Annotated in this window: 12 protein-coding genes; 5 read left to right on the top strand and 7 right to left on the bottom strand. The window is 68.3% G+C overall.

Features of this window, described 5'->3' with window-relative positions:
• Positions 1–301 precede the first annotated feature (301 nt).
• From dusB to E0H50_RS20630, 4 genes are all read right to left on the bottom strand, one after another.
• Positions 302–1,423, bottom strand: coding sequence for a tRNA dihydrouridine synthase DusB (gene dusB / locus E0H50_RS20645; protein WP_131290938.1), 1,122 nt, complete (start codon positions 1,421–1,423; stop codon positions 302–304).
• The gene (locus E0H50_RS20640) at positions 1,423–2,085 is read right to left on the bottom strand and encodes a hypothetical protein (protein ID WP_131290936.1); all 663 of its coding nucleotides are present in this window, start codon (positions 2,083–2,085) and stop codon (positions 1,423–1,425) included. The genes dusB and E0H50_RS20640 overlap by 1 nt, the downstream gene beginning before the upstream one ends.
• 2 nt (positions 2,086–2,087) lie before the next feature.
• Positions 2,088–3,473, bottom strand: coding sequence for a glycine--tRNA ligase (locus E0H50_RS20635; RefSeq protein ID WP_131290934.1), 1,386 nt, complete (start codon positions 3,471–3,473; stop codon positions 2,088–2,090).
• Positions 3,474–3,554: 81 nt separating this feature from the next.
• Positions 3,555–3,848, bottom strand: a complete 294-nt coding sequence (locus E0H50_RS20630) for an antibiotic biosynthesis monooxygenase family protein (protein ID WP_202868234.1) — start codon at positions 3,846–3,848, stop codon at positions 3,555–3,557.
• 33 nt (positions 3,849–3,881) lie between these two features.
• Between E0H50_RS20630 and E0H50_RS20625 the strand changes: the two genes are divergently transcribed.
• Entirely contained in the window at positions 3,882–4,178 is a 297-nt protein-coding gene (locus E0H50_RS20625) for a DUF6703 family protein (protein WP_131290930.1), read from the top strand.
• Here the strand turns inward: E0H50_RS20625 and E0H50_RS20620 are convergent, their stop codons facing one another.
• Positions 4,179–4,721, bottom strand: coding sequence for a TetR/AcrR family transcriptional regulator (locus tag E0H50_RS20620; protein ID WP_131290929.1), 543 nt, complete (start codon positions 4,719–4,721; stop codon positions 4,179–4,181).
• An 88-nt stretch (positions 4,722–4,809) separates the two neighbouring features.
• Between E0H50_RS20620 and E0H50_RS20615 the strand changes: the two genes are divergently transcribed.
• The gene (locus E0H50_RS20615; protein WP_131290927.1) at positions 4,810–6,045 is read left to right on the top strand and encodes an FAD-dependent monooxygenase; all 1,236 of its coding nucleotides are present in this window, start codon (positions 4,810–4,812) and stop codon (positions 6,043–6,045) included.
• Here the strand turns inward: E0H50_RS20615 and eboE are convergent.
• Both eboE and E0H50_RS20605 read right to left on the bottom strand, forming a co-directional pair.
• Positions 6,004–7,152, bottom strand: coding sequence for a metabolite traffic protein EboE (gene eboE / locus E0H50_RS20610; protein ID WP_131290925.1), 1,149 nt, complete (start codon positions 7,150–7,152; stop codon positions 6,004–6,006). The two genes, E0H50_RS20615 and eboE, sit on opposite strands and share 42 nt — an antisense overlap.
• A 110-nt stretch (positions 7,153–7,262) precedes the next feature.
• Positions 7,263–8,549 carry a YibE/F family protein gene (locus tag E0H50_RS20605; RefSeq protein ID WP_131290923.1) on the bottom strand — a complete coding sequence of 429 codons (1,287 nt, stop codon included), beginning with the start codon at positions 8,547–8,549 and terminating at the stop codon, positions 7,263–7,265.
• Positions 8,550–8,600: 51 nt separating this feature from the next.
• Between E0H50_RS20605 and E0H50_RS20600 the strand changes: the two genes are divergently transcribed.
• Genes E0H50_RS20600 through E0H50_RS20590 form a run of 3 tightly spaced genes read left to right on the top strand, consistent with a single transcriptional unit; the run spans position 8,601 to position 11,295 of the window.
• Positions 8,601–9,545 (top strand): metal ABC transporter substrate-binding protein, encoded by a 945-nt coding sequence (locus E0H50_RS20600; RefSeq protein ID WP_131290922.1) that lies wholly within the window; start codon positions 8,601–8,603, stop codon positions 9,543–9,545.
• Positions 9,542–10,294: a metal ABC transporter ATP-binding protein gene (locus E0H50_RS20595; protein ID WP_238151100.1), complete on the top strand. Its 753-nt coding sequence runs from the start codon at positions 9,542–9,544 to the stop codon at positions 10,292–10,294. Before E0H50_RS20600 ends, E0H50_RS20595 begins: the two co-directional genes overlap by 4 nt.
• Positions 10,291–11,295 (top strand): metal ABC transporter permease, encoded by a 1,005-nt coding sequence (locus tag E0H50_RS20590; protein WP_131290920.1) that lies wholly within the window; start codon positions 10,291–10,293, stop codon positions 11,293–11,295. The genes E0H50_RS20595 and E0H50_RS20590 overlap by 4 nt, the downstream gene beginning before the upstream one ends.
• Positions 11,296–11,325 lie beyond the last annotated feature (30 nt).

Raw genomic sequence — 11,325 nt, 5'->3', positions numbered from 1 at the left:
ACTCAACAAGTCCAGCACCACCCGCCGCCGCGCCTGCGACAACCTCTCCGCCACAACACCCTCCAAACTCAGGCGTTGCGACAATCCCCTGAAGCTGCCCCCGGATCGGGCAGGAAATCCTCCCCAAACACCCCGCACATCTGCCCGCACAGCTCAGTGGCGCTTCACGCCACGCACGGCACCTGCTCGATCTCGCGCACGCCCTGGTTCTGCGCGGAGGCCACCGGGGCGATGACCCACGGATCAGTAACAAGAGCCGGCGGGGTCGAGGGGATCCGCTCGCGGCGGATCGGGATTTGGTTCAGCCGCCGGAGATGCCTAGTTCGGCTTCGGTCAGGTCGGCGGTTAGGCCGTCGGTATCGTCCAGCCAGCCTTGGGGGAGGACTACGTGGTCTCGAGGGCTGCCTTGGCGGCCTCGGGGGGCGCCTAGTTCGGCTACTGGGAAGGGGACGGTGCGGTCGAGCTGGGCGAGCAGCTCGACCAGGCGCGCCAACGAGTCCACCATGCCTAGGGCGGCGCGGAGTTCGCCGCCGGCGGGGAAGCCCTTCAGGTACCACGGGACGTGTTTGCGGAAGTCGCGCAGACCGCGCTGCTCCCCCATCAGCTCCGCGAGCAGCTCACCGTGCCGCCGCATCACGTCGGCGACCTCGCCGAGCGTCGGCAGGTTCAACGCCTCTCCCCCGGCGAACGCGACCGCGAGATCGCGGAACAACCACGGCCGCCCCAGACACCCACGCCCAACGATCACTCCGGCGCAACCGGTCTCGGCGACCATCCGCAGGGCGTCCCCGGCTTCCCAGATGTCACCGTTGCCGAGGACCGGGATGTCGACGTGCTCGACCAGCGCGGCGATCGTGGACCAGTCCGCCTGACCGGAGTACGCCTGCGACGCCGTCCGCCCGTGCAGCCCGATCGCCGCGGCACCCGAGTCCGCTGCGATCCGCCCGGCGTCGAGATAGGTCTGGTGCGAGAGATCGATCCCGATCCGGGTCTTCATGGTCACCGGTACGCCGTACGGAGTCGCGGCCCGCACCGCGGACCGCAGGATCGCGCCGAGCAGATTCCGCTTCCACGGCAGCGCGGCGCCGCCGCCCTTGCGCGTCACCTTCGGCACCGGGCAGCCGAAGTTCAGGTCGATGTGCGCGACACCGTAGGAGTCGCACAGGATCTGCACCGCGCGCCCGATGTAGACCGGGTCGACGCCGTACAGCTGCACCGATCGCACCGTCTCGCGTGCGTCGAACGTGAGCATGTCGAGCGACTTCTGGTCACCCTCGACGATGCCGCGTGACGTGATCATCTCGCACACGTACAGCCCGGCGCCCTGCTCGGCGCACAGCCGCCGGTACGCCGCGTTCGTGATGCCGGCCATCGGCGCCAGCACCACGGGCGTGTCGATCGTCAGACCACCCAGCTGCAACATCAGGCCTTCGCCACCAGCACCTGTCCGTTGCCGGAAACCTGTGCTTTGTAAGGCTGTACGGCGTTCGCGGTCGTTGTCACGTCGCACGCAATCCCCGCGTCGGACGTCTTCACCACGGCGACGTCGTCCATCGTGCAGGTCACCTTCGCCGCGTCGGTGACCGTACGCTGCACGGCGTCGACGACCTTGGCGCGAACGATCGCGACCGACTCCGAGGTGAACTTGTACGACGCCGTGTACTGCTTGGCGTCGACGGTCAGCGTGCCGGTGTACGGCTTCCCGGCGTATGTCACCGTGCAGGTCAACTCGTGCTTGCCGGCGGTCTCGACCTTGTCGATTCCCGGGCACTTCACGGTCGTCGCGGCCGCCTTGCCGGCCGCGATCTGCGCCTGTTTCGCGATCGCGAACGTGATCCGGTCGGCGAGCGGGGCGTCGTTCTCCGGCGCGCCGGTGACGGTCGGCGTCGGCCACGGCTTCGACGGCGTCGGCAACGCGGTCAGCGTCGGCGTCGACGCGGTCGGGATTGGGGCGCTGGAAGGCGGCGGCGTGCTGGAGGCAGGTGTCGAAGGCGACGTACCGGCCTCCGGCTTGCTGTCCGAGCAGGAGGACAGCAAGAGCACCGCCAGCGCGGACAGTCCGAAGACAGCCAACCGAGCCTTCATCGTCAGCAACCCACCAGGTGCTGGGCGAGGTAGCCGGTGACCTCGGTGAGCGCGACCCGCTCCTGCTTCATCGAGTCCCGCTCGCGGATCGTCACCGCGTGGTCCTCGAGGGTGTCGAAGTCGACGGTGATGCAGTACGGCGTACCGATCTCGTCCTGGCGGCGGTACCGGCGGCCGATGGCGCCGGCGTCGTCGAAGTCGACGTTCCAGTTCTTCCGCAGCTCGCCGGCCAGGTCGCGCGCCTTCGGCGACAGGTCGGCGTTGCGGGACAGCGGCAGCACGGCGGCCTTGACCGGGGCGAGCCGCGGGTCGAAGCGCAGTACCGTCCGCTTGTCGACACCGCCCTTGGCGTTCGGCGCCTCGTCCTCGGTGTACGCGTCGAGCAGGAACGCGAGCACGTTGCGGGTCAGGCCGGCCGCGGGCTCGATGACGTACGGCGTCCAGCGCTCGCCCTTCTCCTGGTCGAAGTAGGACAGGTCGGCGCCGGAGTGCTTGGAGTGCGTGGACAGGTCGAAGTCCGTGCGGTTCGCGATGCCCTCGAGCTCGTCGAACTCCTTGCCGCCGAAGTTGAACCGGTACTCGATGTCGACGGTGCGCTTCGAGTAGTGGCTGAGCTTCTCCTTCGGGTGCTCGTAGAACCGCATGTTCTCCGGGTTCAGCCCGAGGCCGGTGTACCAGTCCCAGCGCGCCTTCAGCCAGTACTCGTGCCAGTCCTCGTCGGAGCCCGGCTCGACGAAGAACTCCATCTCCATCTGCTCGAACTCGCGGGTCCGGAAGATGAAGTTGCCCGGGGTGATCTCGTTACGGAAGCTCTTGCCGACCTGGGCGATCCCGAACGGCGGCTTCTTCCGGGCGGTGCCCATCACGTTCGCGAAGTTGATGAAGATGCCCTGCGCGGTCTCCGGGCGCAGGTAGTGCAGGCCCTCGTCGGACTCGACCGGGCCGAGGTAGGTCTTCAGCAGCCCGTTGAACATCCGCGGCTCGGTGAACGTGCCCTTGTTACCGCAGTTCGGGCAGGCGATCTCGGCGAGCTTGACCTCGTCGGCGTCCTTGTTCTTCCGGCGGGCGAAGTCCTCGCGAAGGTGGTCGTCACGGAACCGCTTGTGGCAGGACTGGCACTCGGTCAGCGGGTCGACGAACTCGGACAGGTGGCCGGAGGCCTCCCAGACCTTGGTCGGCAGGATCACCGAGGAGTCCAGGCCGACGATGTCGTCGCGGCCGGTCACCATCGTCCGCCACCACTGGGTGCGGACGTTGTTCTTCAGTTCGACGCCGAGCGGTCCGTAGTCCCAGGCCGACTTGGTACCGCCGTAGATCTCGCCGCACGGGTACACGAAGCCTCTCCGCTTGCTGAGGCTGACGACGGCATCGACGGTTTCCACGGGCACTTTTGGACTCCAGAACAGGTACAGACAGATCTACGGAAGGAACCAGGCTATCGGTCCGGGGTGGCCGCGATCGAATCCGTGCTAACTCAGCAGATCCCCGGGCAGATCTTCGTACGCCGTCGGCTCGTCGATCGCCTGCGACAACAGCGGCACGGCCGTCAGCTTCACGTCGTACGGCGACAGCGCGCGCCGGTAACTCCCGATGTTCTCGAACTCGAGCGTGAGCGCCAGCAGTTCCGGGTCGTCGACGTTCCGCCCGGTCCGGGCCGCGACGAACCCCTTCTGCTGCGCGAGCACGTCGACGGCGGCCTGCAGCCGCTCCCCGAACCCGGCCTGCTCGGACTCCCCCACCCGGAACCTGATCACCACGAACACGGGCCCAACCATAAGACCTGGAACAATAGAGGTATGAGCACCCCCAGCAGTCCGTTGCGGCAGCGGATCACGAAGGTCAGTTACCCGTACGTCGCGAAGCTGCACGCCGCGCCGAAGCTGACCCTGCCAGGGATCACACTGCTGCTGGCGCTGGTCGGAGTGTTCGCTCCGGTCCAGGTCGGTGTGCCGGCGTTGGTGCTGCTGGCGTTGCTGCTGGGCTGGCTGGCGTTCCTGTCGTGGCCGGCGGTGACGACCGGTCCGCGGTTCCTGCGGATCTTCACGATCCTCGTCATCCTGCTCTTCGGGGTCTCGCGCATCGCCGCTGGGTGATCAGGGGCGGCCGAGGCTGTCGTACGCCGCCTCGACCGCGGCCTCGCGCAACTCCGCGACCGGCTCGTGCTCGATCATCACCGCGCAGTCGGACAGCCCGCCGAGCGCGACCATGCAGCGCACCACGTCCGACAGCGACGGTTCGGTGCCGATCAGCAACGCGGCGAGGGTCCCGCGCCACTCGATGAAGCGGTCGGCCAGCTTCAGTTCGTGCAGCACGGACAGGTCGCGGATCGCCAGCTGGATCAGCGCGCGGTGCTTGTAGGCGAGGTCGAAGTACGAGCCGAGCAGTTCGCGCGGCGGGATCGGTGCGGCCGCCTGCTGCGCGGCGGCGTACGCCTCGAAGTCGGCGATCATCGGCTCGACCAGGCTGTTCAGCAGGTCGTCGCGGGACGCGAAGTGGTAGTACAGCGCCGGTTTGGTGACGCCGAGGCGGTCGGCGATGTCGCGCAGGCTGGTCTGCTGCATCCCGCGCTCGGCGAACAGCTCCAGCGCGGCCTGCTGAATCCGCGCCCGGGTGTCGCCGGTCCGTTGTCTCGGCATACGTCGAAGATTAGCTGACCTTCCGTTAAGTAAGCCATTGACAAGCCTGCTCTCGTTTACTTACCTTCCGATAAGTAAGGAGGTTGTCATGAAGGTTCTGATCTCGGGTGCGAGCGTGGCCGGTCCGGTGCTCGCCCACTGGTTGCACCGTTACGGCTTCGAGCCGACGCTCGTCGAGCGCACGCCGGCCGGGCGGCACGGACTCGGCGGCCACGCCGTCGACCTGTTCAGCTCGGCCGCCGACATCACCCGGCGGATGGGCTGCTGGGACGCGATCGAGGCGGCCCGCACCCAGCTCGACGCGATGACGATCGAACGCTTCGGCCGCCGCCCGGTCGAGGTCGACCTCAGCCGGATGTACGCCGGGATCTCCAGCCGGCACGTGGAGATCCTGCGCGGCGAGCTGACCAGGACCCTGTACGGCGCCACGCGCGACACCGCGGAGTACGTGTTCGGCGACTCGATCGCCAGCCTGCACGACGACGGCGCCGGCGTCGACGTGGTGTTCGATTCCGGGACGGAGCGCCGCTTCGACCTGGTGATCGGCGCGGACGGGATGCACTCCACCGTCCGCCGGCTCGTCTTCGGTCCTGAGCAACCACTGCACCGGCCACTCGGCGGGTACCTCGCGGTGTTCTCGATGCCCGACGTCTTCGGCCTGGGGAACCACACGCTGTCGCACTTCTCCGTCGGCAAGCTCGTCGGCATCTACGGCGTCCACCAGACCGGTCAGGTCCGTGCGGGCTTCCTGTTCCGTGCGCCTGATCTGCAGTACGACTACCGCGACAAGGACCAGCAGAAAGCCCTGCTGGCCAAGGAGTTCCGGGACTACAGCTGGAAGGTGCCGCAGCTGCTGGAGCATCTGGAACAGGCTGAGGACTTCTACTTCGACTCGATCGCACAGATCACGCTGGACACCTGGCACCGCGGCCGGATCGGACTGGTCGGCGACGCGGGCTACTGCCCCGGCCCGGCGGTCGGTGGCGGTACGAGCCTCGCCGTGATGGCGGCGTACATCCTGGCCGGTGAGCTGGCTGCAGCACGGAGCGATCTGCCGTCCGGACTGCGTAACTACGAGCGGATCATCCGGCCAGTAGTAGAGCAGAGCCGGCGATTCGCACCGAAGGTCATGCGCACCATCATCCCGGCCGGCCCGCTGGCGTTGCGGCTGATGCCCGCTGCGGCGGCCGTGCTGCCAAAGCTGCCGACAGCGGTCCAGCGCTTCATCTGGTCGCAGAACGCAGTAGGCAAGGCCCTCAGCTCGGTACCGCTGCCCGACTACTCAGACCTCGTCCAGCCCCAGAGCGGTCAGTCGGTCACGTAGCCACGCCAGCTCCTTGGCGATCCGTTTAGCCAACGCCTGCTGGGTTCTGGTCGCCCGCGGCCACACGTACACCTCCGACTCCAGGTGGTGGGTGAGTGGATGCCCGCCACCGACCAGTCTGGTCAGACAGTCATCCAGTACGCCGGTTGTCGCGCTCAAGGGATCTGGTGGCGCAGCGTGGGCGGCCAGGTGGGCGTGCATCCGCCAAGCCGCGTGACCGGACAGTTCGTACGCCTGCGCCACGTCGTCCACCCCAGGTCCGCCCCACTCACGCACCTGCCGCAGGTACTTCGGTGTGCCGAGCTGACCGAGCACGTACCGACCCGACGCGTCCCCCGGGTCCACGAGCGTCGGGGCCAGGGACAGCTGCGCCTTGACCACGTCCACGCCGGTTCGCCACAGCAGCTCGAACGACTCGGCCGGGTCCTCGAACTGCACCGCCAGATGACAGGTGTCGAGTCCCAGGCCGATCCGCGACGTACCGCCGTACGGGCTGGAGTAGCGGTCCAGCCACGCGGTGGCCTGGCCGATCATCTCGAGGACGCAGCCCGGCTCGGTCTCGACGGCGATCCGGATCGTCCTACCGGTCCTGGTCTCGGTCCGGGCCAGGTGCTGTTCGACGCGGTCGATCGCCTCCCGCGCGGCCCGGTTCCGCGCCTTCGACCACGGCACCCGCCAGCCGAGCGGCACGGTCGAGATCGATCCGTACGCGACGTCCGTGGGGAGCAGTTCGGCCAGCACGTCGATCAGGTCGAGGGTGTAGCGAAGCCGCTCGGGGTCGGTCCAGTCGGGGCAGTACAGCTTGGTGCCGACGACCTTGTCGGTGAACTGCGCGTGCGGCGTCCCGTTCAGCGTGACGACTTCGAGCCGGTTGCGCTGCAGTGCTCTGCGGAGCTTGCTGAGCGCGGCCGGCGAGTTCGCCAGCCGGTCGGCGAGCCGATGCGGGAACCACAGCCCGACCCCGAGAACAGGTACGCCGAGCGCCGACCGGACCGCACCCGCACAGCTGTCGAGGCCGGCGATCAATTCGTCGAGCTCCGCGGCCGGATGCACCGTCGCGCAGTACCCCAGATGAACGGTCGACCCGTCCCGATGACAAAACCTCATCAGCGCTCCTCACCCCGTGCGGTCGCCGAAGGTAGTCGTGGGCGGACTCTCAGTGACCTTATCCAGCACTGTAGAAGCGTTGAGGCCCGGGCGGAAGGGCTGATTTTCGGTTATTCGGGAGTGGCGACCAGGTCGCGGGAGCGGTCGGCGACGGCCATGGCGGCGAGCGCGGTGGTGAGCGGGACCGCCGCGATGATCCCCAGGCTGCCGACCAGGCCGCGGACGATCTCCACCGCCACGGTCTCGGTGGAGATCACCGACAGCACCGGAAGTCCCTGGATCGCGAACACCAGCAGGACCGGCATCGCGGCGCCGGCGTAGGCGAGGACCAAGGTGTTGACCACCGAGGCGACGTGGGTGCGGCCGATCCGCAGGCCCGCCGCGACCAGCTCACGCCGGTTCGCCCCCGGGTTGGCGGCGGACAGCTCCCACACAGCCGCGGCCTGCGTGACGGTGACGTCGTCGAGCACACCCAGGGCGCCGATCACCATGCCTGCCGTCAGCAACCCGGGCAGATCCAGGTTCGGGGCGAACGCCTTGGCGGCCGACGCGCCGTCCGAGGCCAGCCCGCTCAGCTGCGAGAACCCGGTGAAGAACCACCCGAGCAGCACGGTCAGCCCGAGGGCCGCGATCGTACCGGCCAGCGCGATCGAGGACTCCGCATTGATGCCGTGCGTGAGGAAGACCGCGATCGTCATGATCACCGCGCCACCGACCACCGCGACCACCAGCGGGTTCGAGCCCTTGAGGATCGCCGGCAGGATGAACTGCGTGAGCATGACCGCGGTCACGGCGAGCGCGATCAGCGCCGCGAAACCGCGCCACCGCGACAGCGCGACGACCGCGATCGCGAAGATCACCGCGAGGATCAGCAACGGCTTCGAGCGGTCGTGGTCGACGTACTGGTACCGCTGGTCCAGCGGCGCGCCGTCCTGGATGCCGAGCATCACCGACTGCCCGACCTTGACCGGAACCGAGGTCTGACTCGCCGACGGCACCTGGATCGGCACCGCCTTCCCGGTGTCCGGCCCGTTGCTCAGCTTCACCGTCGCCAGGTCGCACTTGTCCTTCGGGTCCGGGCACGCCTTGATCGCGGTGACCTCGCCGCGGGCGGTGCTCGTCTGGTACGAGTCGACCTTCACCCCGCCGCCGCCCGGCCAGAGCACGACGAGCAACACCACCGCCGCGGTGATGAGCGGGGCCAGGATCGCGGCGACGACGATCCGGACGCGCCGGGCGACGACCGCGTCGGAGTTCACCACCGAGGTGTCGACCACGTGATCGCCGTGCCCATGACCGTGCCCGTGGCCATGACCGTGGCCCGGTGGAATATCGAGTGCCGGGCGGCGGTTGCCCTTACGGTCGGCGCGTCGGCGCCCCGCGTGACGGCTGGCCATCGTGAACTCCCTGTTTTGACAATCACTTGCAGTTAAATGAAAATGATTGTCATGAAATCTGGTCTTCGAGCTGTCCTCGCCGGCGCCTCCGCCCTGGCCGCCGTCACCCTGGCCGGATGCGGCGGCTCGTCCACCAACAGCACCGGTGGCGACAAGCTCGACGTCGTGGCTTCGTTCTACCCGCTCGAGTTCATCGCCCGCACAGTGGGGGGCGATGCGGTGAACGTCACCACGCTGACCGCGCCCGGTGTCGAGCCGCACGACCTCGAGCTGACCCCCAAGCAGGTCGGCTCGATCGCCGACGCGAAACTCGTCGTCTTCGAGAAGAACCTGCAGCCCGCCGTCGACGAGGCGATCGAGCAGAACGCCAAGGACGCCGGCTTCGACATCGCCCCGGCCGCGCAACTGGAGGCCACCGGCGCGGACTTCGAGGAGCACGAGGAGGGCGCGGACCCGGCCGCCCACAAGGACGATGCCCTCGACCCGCACTTCTGGCTCGACCCGGTGCGGTACGCCGCGGTCGTCAAGGCGGTCGAGGACAAGCTCGCGAGCGTCGACAGCGCCAACGCCACCGGGTACCACGAGCGCGCGAAGGCGCTGCTCGACCAGATCGGGAAGCTCGACACGGAGTTCAAGACCGGTCTGGCGAACTGCAAGCTGAAGACGTTCGTGACCAGCCACGAGGCGTTCGCCTACCTCGCGAAGCGGTACGGTCTGACGATGGTCGGGATCGCCGGGTTCACGCCGGACGCGGAACCCACGCCGGCCCGGATCAAGGAGGTCCAGGACATCGTGAAGGCCCAGAAGGTGACGACCATCTTCTACGAGGAGCTGGTCAGTCCGAAGGTGGCCGAGACGATCGCGAAGGACGTCGGCGTCAAGACCGCCGTACTGAGCCCGATCGAGGGCCTGTCGGACGCCAACTCCCAGGAAACGTACCTGACGCTCATGCAGCAGAACCTGCAGGAACTCCGGAAGGCGAACGGCTGCTCGTGACAGATAGCGCATCCAGGGCCGTCCAGGTCGACGATCTCTCCGTCGACCTGGGCGGCCGTCTGGTGCTTCGGGGCATCGACCTGCGGATCCGCCAGGGCGAGGTGGTTGCCGTGCTCGGCACCAACGGCTCCGGCAAGTCCACGCTGATCAAGACCGTCGTCGGACTGCTCCCGGCGGCCCGCGGCGAGGTCCGGTTGTTCGGTACGCCGGTTCCGCGGTTCCGTGACTGGCGGCGGGTCGGGTACGTGCCGCAGCGCATCACCGCAGCCGGCGGCGTACCGGCGACCGTGTACGAGGTGGTGTCGTCCGGTCTGCTCTCGAAGCGCCGGATGTTCGCGCCGCTCGGCGCCGCGGGCAAGCAGGCGATCGAGGAGGCACTGCAGGTCGTCGACATGGCCGACCGGCGCAAGGACGCGGTCGCCGAGCTGTCCGGCGGACAGCAGCAGCGGGTGCTGATCGCGCGGGCCCTGGTGTCCGATCCGGAGCTGCTGATCCTCGACGAGCCGACGGCGGGCGTCGACCTGGCCAGCCAGCAGATCTTCGCCGACGCGGTCCGGGAGCGGGTCGAGCGCGGAACGACCGTGGTGATGGTGAGCCACGACCTCGGCCCGATGGACGCCTTGATCGACCGATCGGTCGTGATGCGCCGCGGCCGCATCGTGTACGACGGACCGCCGCACGCCTCGCAGACGCACGCCCACGTCCACCACTCCCACACCGACGACGACCCGGGGTGGCTCACTTCATGACCATGTTCCAGCTGGAGTTCATGCAGCGGGCGCTGATCGCCGGGCTGCTCACGGGACTGTCGGCGCCTGCTATCGGGACGTACCTGGTGCAGCGGCGGCTCTCGCTGATGGGTGACGGTATCGGCCACATCGCCATCACCGGTGTGGCGCTCGGTCTGCTCACCGGCAGTGCACCCGTGCTGACCGCCATCATCGTGTCGATCGCCGGCGCAACGGCCATCGAGCTGGTCCGCGCCCGCGGCAAGGCCACCGGTGACGTAGCGCTCGCTCTCCTGTTCTACGGCGGTATCGCAGGCGGCGTACTGCTCATCGGACTCGCAGGGCAGGGTGCGGCCACGCTCAACACGTACCTGTTCGGTTCACTCACCACGGTCTCCCAGAGCGACCTGTACGTCGTCGTCGGCCTCGCAGTCGCCGTACTGGTGGTAGCGATCGGTCTGGGCCCCCAGCTGTTCGCGGTGTGCCAGGACGAGGAGTTCGCGCGTACGACGGGACTCCGGGTCCAGCTACTCAACCTGGTGATCGCTGTGATGGCTGCGGTCACTGTGACGGTCGCTATGCGCACTGTCGGGCTGCTGCTGGTCAGTGCGCTCATGGTCGTCCCGGTGGCGACAGCGCAGCAGGTGACCCGGTCGTTCCGCAGTACGTTCGTCACCGCCTGCGTGATCGGTGTGCTGGCGTGTCTGGCCGGCATCGTCACGTCGTACAACGCGAACGTGGCGCCGGGTGCGACCATCGTGGTGCTCGCACTGGCCGGATTCGTGGTGGCGGCAACGGTCGGGACGCTGCTGCGGCGGCGGGCCGGCCGGGCGCGCCCGCTGGCGGATGAGGAGCCGGAGGTCGGCGTACCGGCACCGGAGCCGCATGTGGTGAGTGCCGGGCACCCGCACGCGCACAACCAGGCGTGCGGTCACAAGAAGGTCGAGCACGGCGACCATGTCGACTACGTCCACGACGGACACCTGCACGCGGCACACGGTGATCACTGGGACGAGCACTGATGCAGCCCTGATCCGGCACCGGGTTGCTGA

Origin of the sequence: Kribbella sindirgiensis, assembly GCF_004331435.1 — a bacterium.
Taxonomy (GTDB): Bacteria; Actinomycetota; Actinomycetes; order Propionibacteriales; family Kribbellaceae; genus Kribbella; species Kribbella sindirgiensis.
The sequence above is the reverse complement of the archived record's forward strand: the minus strand, read 5'-3'. Positions and strand labels throughout refer to the sequence as shown.

Bases quoted from the DNA above. Each gene is read 5' to 3' on its own strand.
- dusB (WP_131290938.1), bottom strand. From the start codon at position 1,423: ATGTTGCAGCTGGGTGGTCTGACGATCGACACGCCCGTGGTGCTGGCG.
- E0H50_RS20640 (WP_131290936.1), bottom strand. From the start codon at position 2,085: ATGAAGGCTCGGTTGGCTGTCTTCGGACTGTCCGCGCTGGCGGTGCTC.
- E0H50_RS20625 (WP_131290930.1), top strand. From the start codon at position 3,882: ATGAGCACCCCCAGCAGTCCGTTGCGGCAGCGGATCACGAAGGTCAGT.
- E0H50_RS20620 (WP_131290929.1), bottom strand. From the start codon at position 4,721: ATGCCGAGACAACGGACCGGCGACACCCGGGCGCGGATTCAGCAGGCC.
- E0H50_RS20615 (WP_131290927.1), top strand. From the start codon at position 4,810: ATGAAGGTTCTGATCTCGGGTGCGAGCGTGGCCGGTCCGGTGCTCGCC.
- eboE (WP_131290925.1), bottom strand. From the start codon at position 7,152: ATGAGGTTTTGTCATCGGGACGGGTCGACCGTTCATCTGGGGTACTGC.
- E0H50_RS20605 (WP_131290923.1), bottom strand. From the start codon at position 8,549: ATGGCCAGCCGTCACGCGGGGCGCCGACGCGCCGACCGTAAGGGCAAC.
- E0H50_RS20600 (WP_131290922.1), top strand. From the start codon at position 8,601: ATGAAATCTGGTCTTCGAGCTGTCCTCGCCGGCGCCTCCGCCCTGGCC.
- E0H50_RS20590 (WP_131290920.1), top strand. From the start codon at position 10,291: ATGACCATGTTCCAGCTGGAGTTCATGCAGCGGGCGCTGATCGCCGGG.